This is a genomic window from Collinsella aerofaciens, assembly GCF_040926405.1.
GTDB lineage: Bacteria > Actinomycetota > Coriobacteriia > Coriobacteriales > Coriobacteriaceae > Collinsella.
This window is the reverse complement of sequence record NZ_JBCOIG010000007.1, coordinates 6,490-25,495: the sequence shown is the minus strand read 5'-3', so window position 1 is coordinate 25,495 and position 19,006 is coordinate 6,490. Positions and strand designations below refer to the sequence as shown.

At 61.7% G+C, this 19,006-nt stretch carries 18 protein-coding genes; 16 read left to right on the top strand and 2 right to left on the bottom strand.

All coding sequences use genetic code 11. The features are described from left to right. Together AB5758_RS04060 and nhaA are read left to right on the top strand one after the other, a co-directional pair. The coding region (locus AB5758_RS04060; RefSeq protein ID WP_368155391.1) for a DHHA2 domain-containing protein at positions 1 to 359 on the top strand (359 nt) is incomplete at its 5' end. A gap of 268 nt (positions 360 to 627) precedes the next feature. After that, positions 628 to 1,986 carry a Na+/H+ antiporter NhaA gene (nhaA, locus tag AB5758_RS04055; protein WP_349070457.1) on the top strand — a complete coding sequence of 453 codons (1,359 nt, stop codon included), beginning with the start codon at positions 628 to 630 and terminating at the stop codon, positions 1,984 to 1,986. Between the two features lie 373 nt (positions 1,987 to 2,359). Here nhaA and AB5758_RS04050 read toward each other — a convergent pair whose 3' ends face one another. Beyond that, entirely contained in the window at positions 2,360 to 2,614 is a 255-nt protein-coding gene (locus tag AB5758_RS04050; protein WP_368141348.1) for a hypothetical protein, read from the bottom strand. A gap of 149 nt (positions 2,615 to 2,763) precedes the next feature. On the opposite strand from AB5758_RS04050, the gene AB5758_RS04045 reads away from it, so the two are divergent. The 7 genes from AB5758_RS04045 to AB5758_RS04015 all read left to right on the top strand — a co-directional run bounded on the left by AB5758_RS04045 (position 2,764) and on the right by AB5758_RS04015 (position 9,723). Next, entirely contained in the window at positions 2,764 to 4,068 is a 1,305-nt protein-coding gene (locus tag AB5758_RS04045; RefSeq protein ID WP_368141349.1) for an aspartate aminotransferase type Ic, read from the top strand. A gap of 51 nt (positions 4,069 to 4,119) precedes the next feature. Beyond that, a complete protein-coding gene (locus tag AB5758_RS04040; RefSeq protein WP_271728925.1) occupies positions 4,120 to 4,434 on the top strand; it encodes an STAS domain-containing protein in 315 nt (104 codons plus the stop codon). 153 nt (positions 4,435 to 4,587) lie between these two features. After that, positions 4,588 to 5,166, top strand: coding sequence for a Sec-independent protein translocase subunit TatA/TatB (locus AB5758_RS04035; RefSeq protein WP_368141350.1), 579 nt, complete (start codon positions 4,588 to 4,590; stop codon positions 5,164 to 5,166). Continuing rightward, entirely contained in the window at positions 5,166 to 5,957 is a 792-nt protein-coding gene (gene tatC, locus AB5758_RS04030) for a twin-arginine translocase subunit TatC (RefSeq protein WP_055285525.1), read from the top strand. Before AB5758_RS04035 ends, tatC begins: the two co-directional genes overlap by 1 nt. 6 nt (positions 5,958 to 5,963) lie before the next feature. Further along, entirely contained in the window at positions 5,964 to 6,320 is a 357-nt protein-coding gene (hypA, locus tag AB5758_RS04025) for a hydrogenase maturation nickel metallochaperone HypA (RefSeq protein WP_217108232.1), read from the top strand. Positions 6,321 to 6,375: 55 nt separating this feature from the next. Next, positions 6,376 to 7,059 carry a hydrogenase nickel incorporation protein HypB gene (gene hypB / locus AB5758_RS04020; RefSeq protein WP_195364176.1) on the top strand — a complete coding sequence of 228 codons (684 nt, stop codon included), beginning with the start codon at positions 6,376 to 6,378 and terminating at the stop codon, positions 7,057 to 7,059. A 54-nt stretch (positions 7,060 to 7,113) separates the two neighbouring features. Beyond that, entirely contained in the window at positions 7,114 to 9,723 is a 2,610-nt protein-coding gene (locus AB5758_RS04015) for a DNA topoisomerase I (protein ID WP_368141351.1), read from the top strand. Between the two features lie 144 nt (positions 9,724 to 9,867). Here AB5758_RS04015 and AB5758_RS04010 read toward each other — a convergent pair whose 3' ends face one another. Further along, a complete protein-coding gene (locus AB5758_RS04010) occupies positions 9,868 to 10,851 on the bottom strand; it encodes a zinc-ribbon domain-containing protein (RefSeq protein WP_368141352.1) in 984 nt (327 codons plus the stop codon). Positions 10,852 to 11,097: 246 nt separating this feature from the next. Between AB5758_RS04010 and tmk the strand changes: the two genes are divergently transcribed. The 7 genes from tmk to hpf all read left to right on the top strand — a co-directional run. Further along, entirely contained in the window at positions 11,098 to 11,781 is a 684-nt protein-coding gene (gene tmk / locus AB5758_RS04005; RefSeq protein ID WP_368141353.1) for a dTMP kinase, read from the top strand. 1 nt (position 11,782) lies between these two features. Continuing rightward, positions 11,783 to 12,910: a DNA polymerase III subunit gene (locus AB5758_RS04000; RefSeq protein WP_368155389.1), complete on the top strand. Its 1,128-nt coding sequence runs from the start codon at positions 11,783 to 11,785 to the stop codon at positions 12,908 to 12,910. After that, complete coding sequence (locus tag AB5758_RS03995) at positions 12,901 to 14,601, top strand: PSP1 domain-containing protein (protein ID WP_368141355.1); 1,701 nt, start codon at positions 12,901 to 12,903, stop codon at positions 14,599 to 14,601. The genes AB5758_RS04000 and AB5758_RS03995 overlap by 10 nt, the downstream gene beginning before the upstream one ends. 102 nt (positions 14,602 to 14,703) lie before the next feature. Then, on the top strand, positions 14,704 to 15,510 hold the full coding sequence (locus AB5758_RS03990) for a ComFC family protein (protein WP_368141356.1): 807 nt from the start codon (positions 14,704 to 14,706) through the stop codon (positions 15,508 to 15,510). Positions 15,511 to 15,521: 11 nt separating this feature from the next. Next, positions 15,522 to 16,631: a hypothetical protein gene (locus AB5758_RS03985; RefSeq protein ID WP_368141357.1), complete on the top strand. Its 1,110-nt coding sequence runs from the start codon at positions 15,522 to 15,524 to the stop codon at positions 16,629 to 16,631. 732 nt (positions 16,632 to 17,363) lie between these two features. Next, the gene (locus AB5758_RS03980) at positions 17,364 to 18,389 is read left to right on the top strand and encodes a substrate-binding periplasmic protein (RefSeq protein ID WP_368141359.1); all 1,026 of its coding nucleotides are present in this window, start codon (positions 17,364 to 17,366) and stop codon (positions 18,387 to 18,389) included. 317 nt (positions 18,390 to 18,706) lie between these two features. Further along, positions 18,707 to 19,006 (top strand): ribosome hibernation-promoting factor, HPF/YfiA family (gene hpf, locus AB5758_RS03975; protein ID WP_368155387.1); only part of this gene is annotated, 300 nt, incomplete at its 3' end.

The following is a 19,006-nucleotide window of genomic DNA, read 5'->3' as shown; positions in this document are numbered from 1 at the left end:
CCCGTCCGTCCGGCTCCTTCACCGCTGCCGAGATGGTCGGCAATGACATCAAGATGTTCGAGCCCGCCGGCAAGAAGCTGCTCATTGGCCAGTACGAGACCGTCGACAAGAGCCGTGCACTCGGCATGATCGACGAGATTCGCGAGGCCATGCGCGCCTACGCCGCCGAGAAGGGTGCTGACGGCATTGTCCTGTGCATCACCGACATCATGGAGGAGGGCTCGCAGGTCCTGCTCGAGGGCGAGACCGAGGCCGCTCAGAAGGGCCTGGGCATTGCCGACGAGCATGACGGCGTCTGGATGCCGGGCGTCCTCTCCCGTAAGAAGCAGGTCGCTGCCCCCATCATGGCCGCCTGCTAGGTTCTTTTGACCTAACACCGACGACCGGATCGCGGACGCCCCGCGCTCCGGTCGTTTTTTGTGCGCGGCGCCGCGTCGTCTCTTGGACAGGCGTGCCCGCGCCGTTGAGCAAATAATGTTCAACCTGTGGTTCCGCTTTTCGGCCGTGCTTGTGCGCTTGTCGTGCAGGGTAGGCTAGATGCAAGCGTAATACGTTGGAGCGCGGCGCCGCCACTTGGGCGGGCCGTGCTTTTTTAAGACGGGAGCCTTCCCGTGAAAGGAGCCGCCCATGGCAGCACCCGAGCAGCTGTTCAACGTTCGTGAGCGCAAGCGTTTTGAGCGCCACGACATTTGGGAGCGCATCGCCGAGAACGGCACGATTTCCGCCGCCGTCATGGTCTTCGCCGCCATCGCCGCCGTCGTTTGCGCCAACACCGATGCCTACGAGGTCATCCATCACTTTTTGGAGACCCCGCTGTATGTGGGTCTGGGCAACCTTACGGCCGGTCTCACCGTTGAGCTTTTCGTCAACGACTTCCTCATGGCGATTTTCTTTTTGCTGGTGGGCATTGAGCTTAAGTACGAGATGACGGTCGGCGAGCTCAAGAATCCGCGTCAGGCCATGCTTCCCATGCTGGCGGCCGTGGGTGGCGTCGTCGTTCCCGCCTGCATCTACCTGATCTTTAACCATGCCGGCGCCCACAACGGTTGGGCCATCCCCATGGCAACCGATATTGCCTTTGCGCTGGGCGTGCTGTCGCTTTTGGGCAATCGCGTGCCCAACGGCGTGCGCGTGTTCTTCTCGACGCTCGCCATCGCCGACGACCTCATCTCCATCGCCGCCATCGCCATCTTCTACGGTCAGAGTCCCAATCCGTTTTGGTTGGGTGCCGCCGCGCTTGTGACCTGCGCGCTCGTGTGGCTCAACAAGACGCAGCATTACCGCCTTGCCCCGTATTCGGTACTGGGTCTGCTGTTGTGGTTCTGCATGTTCAAGAGCGGTGTACATGCCACGCTTGCCGGCGTCATCCTGGCCTTCACCATTCCGGCCAAGTGCGGCGTCAAGCTCGATAGTCTCACCGATTGGCTGGGCGAGTGCCTGCCGCTGCTCGATGACCGCTACGACGACGAGGCACACATCCTGGGCCAGCATGACTTTACCGTCTCGACCACCAAGGTCGAGCGCGTCATGCACCGCGTGACCCCGCCGCTCATCCGTATGGAGCGTCTGATCTCCACGCCGGTCAACTTTGTGATTCTGCCGATCTTTGCGTTCGTCAACGCACAGGTCCGCCTGGTGGGCGTGGATATGAGCACGTTGCTCACCGACCCGGTGACGCTCGGCGTGTACTTTGGCATGCTGCTAGGCAAGCCGATCGGCATCTTTGGCATGACGTTCGCCTTGGTCAAGCTCAAGGCCTGCGAGCTGCCGCACAATGTCAACTGGCACATGATTGCCGGCGTGGGCATTCTGGGCGGCATCGGCTTTACGATGTCGATCCTCATCAGCGGCCTTGCCTTCCCGACGGCCCAGTTTGAGGTTCTGGCCGCCAAGGCCGCTATTCTCGCCGGCTCTGTCACCGCGGCCGTACTTGGCATGATCTACATGAGTGTGATCTGCAAGCACCCCGCGCCCAAGAACGAGTAGGCGCGTAGAAACAGACGCCAGAGCCTGCTCGAGCGCGTGTAAAACGCGGTTTTGAGTGGTACTTGCCACCTGCCGGACACCCCAGTGGCCAAAAAACGCCGTTTGTGAGTACTGTCACAAACGGCGTTTCATTTTAGGCGCGAAAAATAATGAACAAAGTTATAAGAACTGTACGTTAATGAGTGACCATCGACTTCCAATTTGGCGCTAGCTGACGGTGATTGGGGAGTTTCAAGTCGAGTTTTGCCGATTTCGACCAAGAATCGCTGCTACTAAAAGGGTAACAGTACTCATATTTGCCCTTTTTTGGCCACAAGCCCTAAAACAAGCCTCGCCAAGGTCGGGAAACGGGCCAAATCGCCGGCCTCGAGGCTTATTCCACGGTGCCGTAGATGGCGCCCCAGCCGTGGGCGGCCAAGGCGGAGTTGAGCTGGTCGCAAAGCGATTGGCGGTCGTAGTAGCCGGGCGGTAGCAGGTTGACGATTTCCATGAGATCGGGCGCCAGGTCCAAGATTTCGGCCTGTACGATCAGGTCCAGGCGGTCGATGGCATGGCGGTCGTAAAACAGCCCGTCGACCAGGCGCTGCAGGTCGCCGAATTCCTCGGCCCTAAACGATCCGTACTCCATAGTGCCTCCTTGGGCGCCCCACGCCGCCATGCGCGGCGATTCGTAATTCATTGCGATGAACTTAATCTATCACGGCTTCATACCGTTGCGGCGGTGGCGGTCTATACTTAGACGAACTGCAACGTCCCGCTTTGCGAAAGGTCGCACCCATGCAGACGATCTACCAGAAGATGGAAACCACCGAACTCGATGCCGCCATCGAGGCGCTCAAAGCCGAGGTCGCCGAGGTCAAGGCCAAGGGCCTGGCGCTCGACATGGCCCGCGGCAAGCCGTCGCCCTCCCAGGTGGACATCTCTCGACCCATGCTCGATATCCTCAATGCCGATGCCGATCTGCACGACGGCAACGTCGACTGCTCAAACTACGGTTGCTTTGAGGGCATTCCCTCGGCACGCAAGCTGGCGGGGGAGTTCCTGGGTTGCCCTGCCGAGCAAACGCTCGTACTGGGTTCGTCGAGCCTTCTGATCGAGCACGATATCGCCGGCATGTTTTGGCGCTGCGGTTCGTGCGGCAGCGAGCCTTGGGAGGCTTACGAGGCCGCGCACGACGGCAAGAAAGTCAAGTTCCTGTGCCCTGTTCCCGGCTACGACCGTCACTTTGGCATCACCGCCGACCTGGGTATCGAGAATGTCCCCGTCGCGATGACCGACAACGGCCCCGACATGGACGAGGTCGAGCGTCTGGTTGCCGCCGACGACTCCATCAAGGGCATCTGGTGCGTGCCCAAGTATTCCAACCCCACGGGCATCACCTTTAGCGAGGACACCGTGCGTCGCCTGGTCGAGATGCTCACGGCCGCGCCCGATTTCCGCATCTTCTGGGACAACGCCTACTGCGTGCACGACCTGTACGACGAGACCGACGAGCTCGCCAATATCTTCGACCTCGCTCGCGCGGCGGGCACCGAGGATCGCGTGGTGGCCTTTGCATCGACGTCCAAGATCACCTTCCCGGGCGCTGGCATCGGCTTTATCGGTGCGAGCCCCGCGGTCATCGCCGAGTTCTCCAAGCGCCTGAAGGCCGGCCTCATCAGCGCCGATAAGCTCAACCAACTGCGTCACGTGCGTTTCCTTCCCACCATCGAGGCGGTCAAGGAGCACATGAAAAAGCATGCCGAGTTCTTGCGCCCGCGCTTTGAGGCCGTCGAGCGCAAGCTCACCGAGGGCTTGGGCGACACGGACTGCGCCACCTGGACGCATCCCCGCGGCGGCTACTTTGTAAGCTTCGATGGTCCCGAGGGATCGGCCCAGAAGGTCGCCGCGCTTTGCGCCGACCTGGGCGTCAAGCTCACGCCGGCCGGTGCTACCTGGCCCTATGGCAAGGACCCGCGCGACACCAACATCCGCATCGCGCCGAGCTATCCCACGGTCGAGGACCTGGAGGCCGCGCTCGATGTGCTGGTGCTGGCCGTCAAGCTCGTCGCTGCCGAGCTCGCGCGTTCCGAGCGCGCCTAACGCGCGGCTTCCCGTACTATCCGCACTTTCGATACGTAAAGGAGCGTATACATGGATTTGGGTATTTCCGCCAACCCCACGCCAGAGCTCTACACCATTAAGGTAACCGGCGAGATCGATATCTCTAACGCCGATAGCCTGCGCAATGCCATCGACCTGGCGCTCGAGCAGCCCACTGAGGCCGTTGAGCTCGATTTTGCCCAGGTGAGCTACATCGATTCGACGGGCATTGGCGTGCTTGTGGGCGCCGCGCACCACGCGGTCGACCACGGCAAGCGCTTTAGCTGCACCAATGTGCAGCCCCCGGTGATGCGCGTGGTCCAGCTGTTGGGTGTCGACCAGGAGATTTCGATTACCGCTGCATAATCTTTGCCCCCAAAAGGGCGTGCCGTTTGGCATATGTTTGTGATGCGCTCGGACGTTTTGGCGTCCGGGCGCTATACTTGACCGAATGAATAGACGAGTTCCGGCCGAATGGCGCGGTGCGGGCTCGACTCACATCGAGCCTTGGAGGTATGTGTGTTTGGTATTGGAGAGGGTGAGCTCGCGATCATCGTGGTCTTCGGCTTTTTGCTGTTTGGCCCGGATAAGCTCCCGCAGATGGGCCGTACGATCGGCCGTGCCATCCGTCAGTTCCGCGAGACGCAGGAAAAGATGACGGCCGTTGTTCAGTCCGAGATCATCGACCCGGTAAGCGAGGCCGCGTCGGCCCCGGTCAAGCCCAAGAAGGCTGCCGTCGATGATGATTCCGATGCGGACGAGGATGCCGTCGAGACGGCTGCGCCCGCAAAGAAGGAGACCTTTGCCGAGCGCCGTGCCCGCCTTGCCGCCGAGAAGGCCGCAAGCGAGGGTGCCACCGAGGGCGAAGGCGCTGCTGATGAGGCCGAGCCCGCCAAGGCCGAGCCTGCCGCTGCCACCGTCGATCCCGAACCTGCTGCAGAGCCGGAGCCCGAGCCCGAGCCGGCAGAGCCCACGACGGCCGATCTCTACGCCCGTCGTCCCCGCAAGCGCAAGGCCGTCGTCGACCAGCTCGCTCGCGAGCTCGAGGCCGAGGACGACGCTGCCGCTGCCGATGCCCCGAAGGGAGACGATGAGTAATGCCTATCGGACCTGCGCGTATGCCGCTCTTCGATCACCTGGGAGAGCTCCGTCGCCGCCTGACCATCGTGGTCGTCTCGGTGTTTGCCGCAGCCATCGTGCTGTATTTCGCCACGCCCGTGGTGCTCGACATCCTAGAAGATCCCATCCGCTCCTTTGTGCCGGATGGTAAGTTCTACATCACCACCACGCTCGGCGGCTTTGGCCTGCGCTTCTCGCTGGCCATCAAGATGGCCGTGGTCATGTGCACGCCCATGATCATCTGGCAGATTCTGGCGTTTTTCCTGCCGGCGCTTCGCCCCAACGAGCGCAAGTGGGTCGTGCCCACGGTGCTCGCCTCGACGGTGCTGTTCTTCCTGGGCGCAATCTTTTGCTACTTCATCATCATCCCTGCGGGCTTTGAGTGGCTCATCGGCGAAACCTCGGCCGTCGCCACGGCGCTGCCCGATCTGGAGAACTACGTCAACATGGAGCTACTCTTTATGATCGGCTTTGGTGTGGCGTTTGAGCTGCCGCTCATCATCTTTTACCTGTCCGTCTTCCATATCGTGTCCTACGCGGCCTTCCGCAGCGCCTGGCGTTACGTATACGTTGGCCTGCTTGTGGGCTCGGCTGTGATTACGCCCGACGGCTCGCCCGTTACGCTGGGCCTCATGTATGGCGCCCTGCTCTCGCTCTACGAGATTTCGCTCGCCATCGCCCGTGTGGTCATTACCGCGCGCGAGGGCAAGGAGGGCTTGTTCGTGAGTCGTCTGGACCTGTTCTCGGACGATGAGGACGACGAGGAGTAAATCGGTATGCACGAGGTTGGCATTGTCAACGGCATACTCGATACAGTGATTCGTGCGGCGCGTGGGGCGGGGGCCTCGCGCGCCGTTTTGGTAACGCTGCGTATCGGGGATATGACCGAGGTCGTGCGCGAGGCGCTTGACTTTGCGTGGGAGACGTTTCGTGACGAGGACCCGCTCACGCAAGGTTGCGAGCTTGCGGTAGAGGAGGTCCATCCGCAAAGCGAGTGTCTGGACTGCGGTGAGGTTTTCGATCATGATCGCTTCCACTGCCGCTGCCCCCAGTGCGGCGGCGCCAATGTGCGCCTACTGCACGGCCGCGAGCTCGACATCGCAAGTATCGAAATCGAGACCCCCGACGATTAGCCCATCAGCCATCTGGGGACGGGGTATAAAGGGGCAGAAGTAAGGAGTGCCGAATATGGCCGAGAAAACGATTGATATCGCGTCGCCGATTCTGTCGCGCAACGAGCGCCTGGCAGATCAGCTGCGTGAGCGATTTAAAGAGACAAACACCTACGTGATTAACGTGCTGTCGAGCCCCGGCTCGGGCAAGACCACCACGATCCTGGGCACCAACGAGCGCCTGCGCGACAAGGCTGGCCTGCGCTGCGCCGTCATCGAGGGCGACATCGCCTCGGACGTCGACGCCATTACCATGAAGGAAGCCGGCATGCCCGCCATCCAGATCAACACGGGCGGCCTGTGCCACCTCGAGGGCAACATGATCATGGAGGCCGTCGACGCGTTCGACCAGGCTGTGGGTCTGGAAAACATTGACGTCATCTTTATCGAAAACGTGGGCAACCTGGTCTGCCCGGTCGACTTTGACCTGGGTGAGAACCTGTCCATCATGATCCTCTCTGTGCCCGAGGGCGACGACAAGCCCATCAAGTACCCGGGCATCTTCCAACACGCCGGCGCGCAGCTGCTCAACAAGGTCGATGTGGCCCCGGCTTTCGATTTTGACATGGATAGGTATACTAAGACACTCGATGACCTCAATCCGCAGGCGCCGCGGTTTGCCGTGAGCGCGCGCAAGGGCGAGGGCATGGATGCCTGGTGCGATTGGCTCATCGGGCAGATTGAGCAAGCAAGGGCGTAAGTCGGCCGCCATACGGGCGGGCGTAGCCGCAGAGATACGAGATAGGAGCCTCTTTTGAAGCTCATCATCGCCGAGAAAAACGACGCCGCGCGTCAGATCGCCGAGCGTCTGTCCACGGGTAAGCCTAAAAAGGACAAGGTGTACAACACCGCCATCTACCGCTTTGAGTGGAAGGGCGAGGAGTGCGTGACGATCGGCCTTGCCGGTCACATCCTTGCGCCTGATTTTTGCGACAGCGTGCTGTTCGATAAAAAGCTGGGCTGGTATTCGGTCACCGAGGACGGCGAGATACTGCCGGCCGACATGCCCGATGGCCTGGCGCGTCCGCCTTACGACACCAAGCGTAAGCCGTTCCTTGCCGATGGCATCTCCATTAAGGGCTGGAAGCTCGAGAGTCTGCCTTACCTCACCTGGGCGCCCGTCATTAAGTTGCCGGCTGAGAAAGAGCTCATTCGCTCGCTTAAGAACCTCGCCAAAAAGTCCGACAGCGTCATCATTGCCACGGACTTCGATCGCGAGGGCGAGCTGATCGGTTCGGACGCCCTCAACAAGGTGCGCGAGGTGGCGCCCGACTTGCCGGTCGCCCGCGCCCAGTATTCTTCGTTTACCAAGGCAGAGATCACGCAGGCCTTCGATAACCTTGTCTCGCTCGACCAGAACCTGGCCGACGCCGGCGAGAGCCGTCAGCACATCGACCTCATTTGGGGTGCGGTGCTCACGCGCTACCTGACGCTCGCCAAGTTTGGCGGCTTTGGCAACGTGCGTTCCGCCGGCCGCGTGCAGACCCCGACGCTTGCCCTGGTGGTCGAGCGCGAACGCGAGCGCATGGCGTTTGTGCCCGAGGACTATTGGCAGATTCGCGGCATGGGCGCCGCGCAAGGCGCTGCCGAGGACGATCGCTTTAAGATCGCGCACAAGACGGCGCGCTTTACCGACAAGGATGCTGCTGAGACGGCGTACGGTCACGTTGACGGTGCCAAGACGGCAACCGTCGCCGCGGTGACCAAGCGCTCGCGCAAGCAGCAGCCGCCCACGCCGTTTGCGACCACCTCGCTGCAGGCTGCCGCCGCAGCCGAGGGTATCTCGCCTGCGCGTACCATGCGCATCGCCGAGTCCCTCTACATGGCGGGCCTCATCAGCTACCCGCGTGTCGACAACACCGTGTACCCCGCGACGCTCGATCTGGGCGCCGTGGTGAGCGACCTGGCAAAGATCAACCCGGCGCTGGCGCCCGTGTGCAAAAAGGTGCTCGCCGGCCCTATGAAGCCCACGCGCGGTAAGGTCGAGACCACCGATCACCCGCCTATCTATCCCACGGGCGAGGGCGATCCGTCCACGCTCGACGGCGGCCAGCGTAAGCTCTACGACCTCATTGCCCGTCGCTTCCTGGCAACGCTCATGGGACCCGCGACCATCGAGAACACTAAGCTCGAGCTCGATGTGAACGGCGAGCCGTTCGTGGCTTCGGGCGATGTGCTCGTGACCCCGGGCTTCCGCGAGGCGTACCCGTACGGCCTTAAGCGCGACGAGCAGATGCCGCCGCTGGAGCAGGGCGATACGGTCGACGTGTTCGACATTAAGCTCGAGGCCAAGCAGACCGAGCCGCCCGCGCGCTACAGCCAGGGCAAGCTCGTGCAGGAGATGGAGAAGCGCGGCCTGGGCACCAAGTCCACGCGCGCGAGCATCATCGAGCGCCTGTATGCCGTGCGCTATCTCAAAAATGATCCCGTGGAGCCGAGTCAGCTGGGTATCGCCATCATCGACGCACTGACGCAGTTTGCCCCGCGCATCACGAGCCCCGATATGACCAGCGAACTCGACGGCGACATGACCCGCGTGGAGCGCGGCGAGGACACCGAAGAGCATGTCGTGACACACTCGCGTGCGCTGCTGGCCGGTGTGCTCGACGAGCTGCTCAAGCATACGCAGGAGCTGGGCGACGCCATCAGCGACGCCGTCACGGCCGATGCGCGCGTGGGCGCCTGCCCCAAGTGCGGCAAGGACCTGGTTATGAAGACGAGCGCCAAGACCCGTGGCAGCTTCATTGGCTGCATGGGATGGCCCGACTGCGACGTGACCTATCCGGTGCCGAGCGGCGTCAAGGTCAGCCCGCTCGAGGGCGAGGCCGCCGTGTGCCCCGAGTGCGGCGCGCCGCGCATTAAGTGCCAGCCGTTCCGCCAGAAGGCCTTCGAGATTTGCGTGAACCCCACATGCCCCACCAACTACGAGCCCGACCTTAAGGTGGGCGAGTGCAAGGTGTGTGCCGAGGCCGGACGCCATGGCGACCTGATCGCGCACAAGAGCGAGAAGAGCGGCAAGCGTTTTATCCGCTGCACCAACTATGACGATTGCGGCGTGAGCTATCCGCTGCCGGCGCGTGGCAAGCTCGAGGCGACGGGCGAGACCTGTCCCGAGTGCGGCGCCCCCATCGTGGTGGTCAACACGGCGCGCGGCCCGTGGCGTATCTGCGTCAACATGGACTGCCCGACCAAGGAGAAGAAGCCCGCCCGTGGCCGCAAGACTGCGACCAAGGCGAGCACGGCGAAGAAGACCTCGACTGCGAAGAAGACGACGGCTAAGAAAGCCACTGCCGCCAAGAAGACGACCGCGAAGAAGTCGACTGCCAAGAAGTCGACTACCAAAAAGACCGCTGCCGACAAGTAGCCGCACGGTCGAAACATCACCTAAAACAAAAACGAGCGAGGACCTCAAAATCCTCGCTCGTTTTTTATCCGGCAGTTAGGGACGTTCCTTTTCTGCCGGCAGTTTAGGAACGTCCCTAACTGCCGGCTCGGGAACGACAAAGCGCTAGTTCACTTCGACGGGTTTGGCGCCGGGATAGCGCTCCTCAAAGTCTAGGCGGTACTTATTGTCATTGGTGCCCGCCACATTGTCGCGCGACAGCGGCGCCACGATCTCATTCTTATGGTCCGCGGGCTTTGCGTACTTTAAGCTGATCTCCCAGGCATCGCAGATCGCATCGATGCGGTGATCCAGGTCGTCGTACAGAGCAATGATGTCCTTCCACGAGCTGTAGTTCTTAGAGCTTGTGGGGACGTCCAGGTCCTCGACAATATCGTAATACTGCTCGATGGTGTCCTCCGTGCGCTCGGCGACGTCAGCGAGATTTTGACGGGTGGTACGATCCTCTTCCAGATAGCTGCCATTAAACGTCTCTGCGCAGGCACGGACCTGGCTATCGAGATCTTCCAGCAGGTCGTAGTATTCACTCAGGCGACGGTAGAGGTTCTGTTCGGAGAGGCTTGCTTCGCCGCCATCCTCGTCGTCATCGTCATCATCGTCGTACAGGCTGTTGGGATTGCCGAGAGGCTTTAGATCATCGTCGTCGACGTCATGGTGCAGCTTAGCTACCTCGGCTGTCGTTTGCGTAGCGGCGTTGTCGAAAGGCTTGATCACAAAGAAAATGACCAGGGCGATGATGATTGCCACCAGCACAACGATAACGGCGATAAGCGCCCTGGTGGCGCTCTTTTTTGCGGCGGGGGCCTGCGGTGAATCAGACGCGTACGCAGACACCGGTTGCTGTTGGGCTGGGGTGCCCGCGACGGGTATGCGCTGCGTCGTCTCGACCGCTGCGGGGCCGGCAGCGGGGTCGGGGCGATAGGCGAGGGAGTCGTCCGGTTTGGTTTGTGGCGTATCGAGGGAGCCGGTCTGTTCAAACGCGGGTTGGCCATTGCTTGCAGTTGTTTGCTCAACGGGTGCACCGCATGAGGTGCAGAACTTGGCATCGTCTGCAAGAAGCTTGCCGCACGAGGCGCAATACCGAGACATTGCCACTCCTTTCGCCACATTTCAATGCAATACGACGATTATACCCAGCGTCCAAAATTCTCCATCATAAGTTGCGGTGAAATAGGGACTGTTTGGCGGTCTCAGAGCTTCAATCAGTCCCTATTTCACCGCAACTTCGGGGATGCCTCGATGGCTAGGTTGGATTTGGGACGCGCCGAGCACTGGGGTATCATGGCTTGGTTGATATATCTGCATTTACGCGCCTTGTAGGAAGGGGCTGCGCCCATGGCTTTTGAGCCCGCTCAACATAGCTTTATCACGCTCGAGGGCGTCGACGGTGCCGGCAAGTCCACGCAGGCGCGCCTGCTTGCCCGCGCGCTCGAGCTCGCTGGCCACCAGGTTGTGAGCCTGCGCGAACCGGGCGGCACCGCCATCAGCGAAAAGATCCGTGCTCTGCTGCTCGACCCCGCCAATACGGCGATGGGCGACACCTGCGAGTTGCTGCTCTACGAGGCGGCGCGCGCCCAGTTGGTGCACGAGGTCATCGCGCCCGCCCTCGCGGCCGGCAAGGTGGTCCTGTGCGACCGATTCTACGATTCCACAACCTGCTACCAGGCATTTGCCGACGGCCTCGACCGCCAGATGGTGCACGACGCCAACAACCTGGCCGTCGCGGGAACACACCCGACGCTCACGCTCATCTACCACATCACGCCCGAGCAGGCGGCGCTACGCATGGCAGCCCGTGGCGCGGCAGATCGCATGGAGGCAAAGGGCATGGCATTCCAGGAGCGTGTCTACCAGGGCTTTTGCGCAATTGCTGCCGAGGAGCCAAACCGCGTAAAGCTTATCGACGCCACCGCGCCCATCGAGGAGGTCTTCGGGAAGACGGTCGAGCAGGTTCGCGCGTACGGTCTCGACATTCCGCAAGACGCCGTCGTCGCCGCGCTTGCCAAGGAGGCCGAGTAACATGGCCCCCGCTCAGGCAAGCCTGCTGGCCAAGCTCGACACCCAACAGCGCGTGCGCGATTTTTTGACCAACGCCGTCGCCAGCGGCCGTGCATCGCACGCCTACCTGTTTTTGGGCGCTCCCGGCGCCGGCAAGCTCGATGCCGCATGGGCGCTCGCCCAGGCCTTCCTGTGCGAGCAGGACGGCTGCGGCGCATGCGACAGCTGCGTGCGCGTTGCGCGGCACACACACCCCGACGTGCACTATTACACGCCTGAGAGCGCCACGGGCTACCTCATTGCCCAGACCCGCGAGCTGCTCGACGACGTGCCGCTGGCGCCCATCCGCGCTAAGGCCAAGGTCTACATCATCGACCGTGCCGAGCAGCTGCGCGCTAACACCGCCAACGCACTGCTCAAGACACTCGAGGAGCCGCCCGAGGGCGTTATGTTTATCTTGCTGGGCACCTCGGCAGACGTGATGCTGCCCACCATCGTGAGCCGCTGCCAGTGCGTGCCGTTTCGGCTGGTGTCGCCCACCGTGGCCGCGCGTGCCGTGAGTCGCGCGACGGGTCAGGACCTCGCGCGTTGCCGCATGGCGGTCGCCGTGGCGGGGAGCCCCACGCGCGGCATCGAGTTCCTTAAGAGTGCCGAGCGCCAGGATGCTCGCCGCCAGATGGTCCGCGCCATCGATTCTCTCATCGCTGCCGACGAGGCCGATGTGCTCAGTCGCGCCAAGTCGCTCATCGTCGCCGTCAAGGCGCCGCTCGCCGAGGTCAAGTCCACGCAGGAAAAGGTGCTCGAGCAAAACGCCGATTACCTGTCGCGTGGAGCATTGAAGCAGCTTGAGGACCGTAACAAGCGCGAACTCAACGCGCGCGAGCGTTCGGGTATCATGGAAGCGCTGGCGAGCGCACGGACGCTCATGCGCGACGTGCTGCTGACACTTCAGGACGAGGCGGCCGACGTCGTGAACGAAGACGTGCGCGACACGATCGGTCGGCTTGCCGCCGCGACGAATGTTGCGGGTGCCACCCGGGCGCTCGGGGCGGTCGCGACCGCCGAGCGCAACATCGCCAGAAACGTTACTCCCCAGCTGGCCATCGAGGTCATGCTGTTCGATATCAGGAAGGCACTGAAATGCCGTTAGTCGTACCCGTTAAGTTTACCTACGCCTCGCGCGACCTGTGGTTCGACCCGCAGGATCTGGATATCCTCGAGGCCGATTATGCCATTTGCTCCACCGAGCGCGGAACCGAGATCGGCCTGGTCACGGCCGACCCCTTCGAAGTGCCGCAGGACGAGATCGGCCAGCCGCTCAAGCCCGTGCTGCGCGTGGCGAGCGACATCGACCTGCAGCTTGCGGACGACCTAGCCATCCAGGGCGACGAAGCCATGGTCGACTTCCGCCGTCTGGTCAAAGAGCTCGACCTCGAGATGAAGCCGGTGGGCGTCGAGTACCTGTTTGGCGGTGAGAAGGCCGTGTTCTACTTTGCGGCCGAGGAGCGCGTCGATTTTCGTCAGCTCGTCAAGGACCTGTCCTCAACGCTGCATATTCGCGTCGACATGCGCCAGATCGGCGTGCGCGACGAGACCCGCCTGGTGGGCGGCTATGCCCAGTGCGGACAGGAGCTCTGCTGTACGCGCTTTGGCGGACAGTTTGAGCCCGTCTCGATTCGCATGGCAAAAGAGCAGGACCTGCCGCTCAACTCGTCCAAGATCAGCGGCGTGTGCGGTCGTCTGATGTGCTGCCTGCGCTACGAGTTCGAGGCCTACAAGGACTTTAAGAGCCGTGCGCCCAAAAAGAAGACGCTCATCGATACGCCGCTTGGCAAGGCGCGTATCCAGGAGTATGACACGCCGCGTGAGCAGCTGGTGCTGCGCCTGGAGAACGGCAAAGTCTTTAAGGTCAACCTGGCCGATATGACGTGCTCGGAGGGCTGCAAAAAGAAGGCTGCCGAGCAGGGCTGCAACTGCCGCCCCGACTGCGTGACGCGCGACGTGCTCGAGCGCATCGAGTCGCCCGAGATGCGCCTGGCGCTCATGGAGCTCGATCGCGAGAACGGCGTCGACGTGGGCGATGGTCTGTCGAGTGCCGACCGTCTGGCCGGCACGTCGATGCCCAAGCGCCGTCGTCGCGATGCCGAATCCGATGCTCGCGCCGGTCAGGGGCAGGGCGAGGGCCGTGGCCGCGGAAAGGGCCGTGGTAAGGTTGAGGCACCCGAGGCCGAGGAGGCCGCCGGTGGCCGTCGTCGTCGCAAACGCTCGGGTTCGGGCGATGCCGGCGAGGTCGCTCCCGCAGGCAAGAACGCTTCCCGCGAGCGCGAGGCTCAGCAGCCCCAGCAGCAGAATCGCGGCGGTGGCATGAACCCCACACGCCGTCGTCGCCGTCATCTGTCGAGCGAGGAGCGCGAGGACGCCTTCCGCGCCGCAGCTGCTCGCGAGGCTGGTGCCGCTTCCAAGGGCCCCTCGGTCTCCGATGCGCCTGCCGACAAGGGCGGCAAGTCACGTGGCGAGGAGGAGCGCGCGCCGCGTCCGCGCCGTCGCCATTCCTCGGGCGCGCAACAGAAGCCCTCAGTGCCCTCCGTGGCCGATCAGATCTCGGATGGCGAGGTCAAGGTCACGCGCCGTCGTCCCGGAGATGGCGGGGGAGCGGCTGCCAAGGCTTCGCGTGGCGCCGCTCGCGACGAGCGCGAGCCGCGCGAGGATCGCGGTGGCGAGGGCTCGGCCGACCAGGGTCAAAAGCGCCGTCGTCGTCGCCGTTCCCGCAAGCCGCGCCAGGATGGTGGCGAGGGCTCGACCCCGTCTTCGTCCGCACCACAACCGCCCGCCGGCGAATAACGCCCGCGAGCGGATTTAGCCCGCCTTGCCCCGAGCGCATCGGGGTATCATAGCGCCGAATCAACAACCCTCCCTGCGACCGAACGTAGGGAGGGTTGTGTCTTGAAGAGCCATCTGAACATATTGAGCCGTCTGCAGGGTGCCGGTGCCCTACCGTTTGCGGACGAATTGCTACCGTTTGCCGAGTGGGCGGCACGCGAGGCGCTCGAGGCATTGTCGCCAACACGATGTGCTGGCTGCGAGCGCGCCGGTGCGCTTATTTGCCAAGACTGCCTGGCCACGCTCACGCTCATCGACCCACGTCATAGCTGCACCCGATGCGGCGCCCCGTTTGGGGATTTGCTATGCACTGAGTGTTCAGTCGAGGGCACGTCCTCGGCAATGGCGGAGGCGCTCGACCGCTGCCTGGCGTGCACCGTCTATGCGCATCCGCTGCCGCGCATCATTAAAGCGTACAAGGATGCGGGCGAGCGACGTCTGGCTCCGTATCTGGCGGAGCTGGTCTACGACACCGCCCTGCATGCCCAGGTCGTAGCGCCCGATCGCTACGGAGGTGTGCTGTCCGGTGCGGATGCGGTGGTGTTTGTGCCTGCGACGGCGGCAGCGTTTCGGCGGCGTGGTTTTGATCATATGGAGGCCATTGCGCGCCCATTTTGCGAGCTGTCGGGTGTTCCCTTGCTCGATGCTCTCGTCAAGTACGGGCATGGCGACCAGCGCGAACTCGGTCGTGAGGAGCGCCGCGAGCGTGCCCAAGGCATGTACGAGACGGTTGAGGACGTGCACGGCCGCCGCCTGCTGCTTATCGACGACGTTATCACCACGGGTGCGACGATGGCAGCGGCTTCGGCGGAACTCAAGCGCGCCGGTGCCACGGCCGTTGATGGCCTCGCTATCGCACGCGTTTGGTAGGGGTGATTCATGTGGCGGTAACAATCAGGTGGTGCAACAAACCGACAAAAGAGCAGCTAGCGGCTTCCGTAATCCTAACTGGCGCCTCGGCGCTACGCATGATGCGCGCCGAGCGCCGGCAGATGGGCTACATAAGCTGGAAGGACCTTAATCCCGATGAAGAGCGCCGTGTGCTGCGCACATCGTCGTCCTCGACCGAGGACATCTATCTTCCCGATTTGGTGCGGATTGGGGCCGCAAGCGGCGAGGCGCAAGAGGATTTGTGCTTGCTGGTAGGGTCTGCAGCGCAGCGCCGCCGTATTCTTGGCGTGAGCTGGTCCGTATGCTCCGAGTTGCCCGCCGGCTCGATTCTAGAGGTGGAACCGGGGGTGTACAGTCTATCTCCCGAGGCCCTTTGCGTAGCCGTCGCGCGCGAGGTCGGCTGCATCCAGGCATTTGCCCTGGCCCAGGAGCTGTGCTCTAAGATTTCACTGAGTGACCGCGGGAAGTATCTGCCTCCCTACACCTCGCCTGTCGTGAACAAATTGGCAAAGGACAAAGACCAGCCGCCAGATGTCGGTTACTTTGAGGTCGAGTCCGTGCTGACACCCGATTGCCTGGTAGATTACCTCGCGGCATGCAAGGGGAGCGCGGCCAAGCAGCTGCGGCGGCTGTGTCCCTATCTGTCGGAAAACCTGCGTTCACCCATGGAGTGCATCATGCTTGCCATGTTTTCGCTTCCGTTTTCCTATGGCGGATTTGCCTGTGGTCCCTTTAAGACCGACTACAAGATCGAGTTCAACGACCGTGCACAGGCGATCTCGGGGATGCCGCATGCGGTTTGCGATGCCTTTCAGGAAGCAGCCCGGTTTGACTTGGAATACAACGGTGAGCTGGGCCATTCCTCTCGGAGGGGACGTATCCATGATGAAAAGCGCAACACGGGCTTGATTACTATGGGAATCGAGGTCGCGACGGTCAACAACGAAATGCTCTGTGACATGGAAGCGATGGAAGCACTCGCATGGCGCATCCACCAGCGTATGCGAAAGCGGTACCGGAATCGTGTCGATGCCCGCAGGAAAAAGCAAGAGGCGCTGCTTAACACGCTGCGGGCGTGTTTTGGGCTTAAACCCGCCTAACAATGCTCTGAAACAGGGAGTTGGATATATGCTCTGGCCAAAATATAGCAAATATGAGTACTGCTACAAATTCAGTAACAGTAAAATCAGGGATTTTGGGACTGGAAGATGGGGTAAATTAGAAAGTTATTAAACAAATGTGGAATATCCTGGCATCAATCTGACGTTATAGAGCGTGAAAACAGCTTGCAGAGCCAAAAACTCCTGCTACTAAATTGGTAACAGTACTCATATTTGCTATTTTTTGGCCACGGCACCCTGAGACGGGTGCCCCGGAGCTCCCCGTAGGGGAGCTCCGGGCTTCATAGGGGCACGAATAGCCCGCTCCGACCTGCGAAATCTGTACTCGCGATGCGAATAACGCCCCTAACCTTAAACTTTAGCTTGAACTTAGCTATAATGCGCTACGTTCCTGCCAGGCTGTGGTTGCGGACGGACGAAATGCCCGTCCTAGTCCAAGACAGACGCGGTCAAAGGGATCCACGTAAGCGACCGCGTGCGCGCGGCGCGATCATGGCGCGTCCTAGATGTAAGCCGCACCGTCCGTTCTACTTTCTTTGGGGCAATACCGCCTCGCGGGCGAGCGGGTCAGTCGTGAAGGTGGCTGCGGCCTCCCGAGCAAACACCCCGGTGCGCAAGTGTGGGGTCAAATACCAGGTCAGCTGGTGGGAACAACCTGATATTCCGCGCAACGCACGGATCGTATACGACACAGAAGGCAGGGTAGTGGACATGGTGAGGGGCAGCTTGATGCACGCGGCTCGGTTAGGTGCTGGGACCGCAGCGGTCATCGCCGTTTTGGGCCTGAGCGGATGCGCGTTCAACCCGCTGTCTACGTTCACGACTCCCACGATCGACCAGATCGAGTACGAGACCGTCACGCCGGCGGTGTCGGACGACGCCCTGGTCACTCCCGGAACCCTGACGGTCGCCCTCGATACTTCCGATGCGCCGCAGGCCATGCAGGACGCCGACGGCGAGCTCACGGGGTATGCGGTTGACGCCGCCCGCGCCCTCGCAAGCCGCATGGGCCTTAAGGTCTCCTTTGTCGATGCGTCTTCGGCAGGTTCCGCGCTCGGCGACAAAAAGGCCGATATCTTTATCGGCGAGATTAACTCCACGGACGGGGACATTAGCTCGCTCGGCACCTGCCTGTACGATGCCACTTCCGTGTTCGGTAAAACTAGCGATGGTGGGTCGCTAAGCGTTTCCACCGATACCCTTAACGCGTCTACTCTGGGTGTCCAAATGTCCTCGGCCTCGCAGGAGGCGCTTGCTAAGCAGAGCATCACCGCCAACCAAAAGACCTACTCCAACATCAACGAGTGCTTTGAGGCGCTCGAGTCCGGCGAGGTCGACTATGTGATCTGCGACTCCACGGCCGGCAGCTACCTTGCACGCCTGATGAGCGAGGTCTCCTATGCCGGTGCGCTCGAGGCGCCCTCGACGCTTGGTGTTGCGGGCCTCTCGTCCAATGACGAACTGTGCCGTGCCGTGAGCGATGCCCTCGACGGTATTACGGCCGACGGCACGCTCGAGGCGGTCCACTCTGTCTGGTATGGCACGATGCCCTACGACCTCACCACTAAGACGGTTTCGGGCGCTAACGTGCAGCCGGGCGACTCTGAGTCCAGTGAGACCACGTCCTCCGGCAGCGAGTCCTCCGATTCCAACAATGAGACCGCATCCTCCGAGGACAAATCGTCCAGCCAGGAAGGCACCATCACCGACGACGACATTAACAAACTCAATAGCTAGTTATTGCTAGGGGTGGTGTCTCCTATACGTTGGAAAGGACACCTCTTCACGGTTTCAACACGCACTGCCGGGCTTCCCCGATGGGGGAGCCCGGCTTTTTCATCCCAATAAAATCAGCAGGTCAAAGCCAATTTTCGGGACCAAATACAAAGCCGCCGGCCCCCTCCTATAGCGCACTTTGCCACAGAAAAGTGCGAGACTTCGGTATGCGGTATCAAGCAATCGTTATTCGGGTCTTTAGGAATCTGCGTGATTAAATACACGGCAATGGGTACATAGCCAGTACGGTAAGTCCCCGAGGCAGATTGGAGCCACGTATGGATATCAAGGTTTCTGGACGCAAGACGACGGTAACCGATGCTCTGCGTGCGCATGTGGATGAGAAGATCGGCGAGGCGCTCAAGGTTTTCGATATCGAGCCCATGACGGTCGACGTTGTACTTCGCTATGAGAAGAACCCCTCGAACCCCAACCCGGCAATCGTCGAGGTCACGGTTCGTGCCCGCGGTTCGGTGATTCGCGTTGCCGAGCACGGTGCAGATATGTACGCCGCCATCGACCTCTCCGCCGATAAGGTCACCCGCCAGCTGCGCAAGTTCAAGACCAAGGTCGTGGAC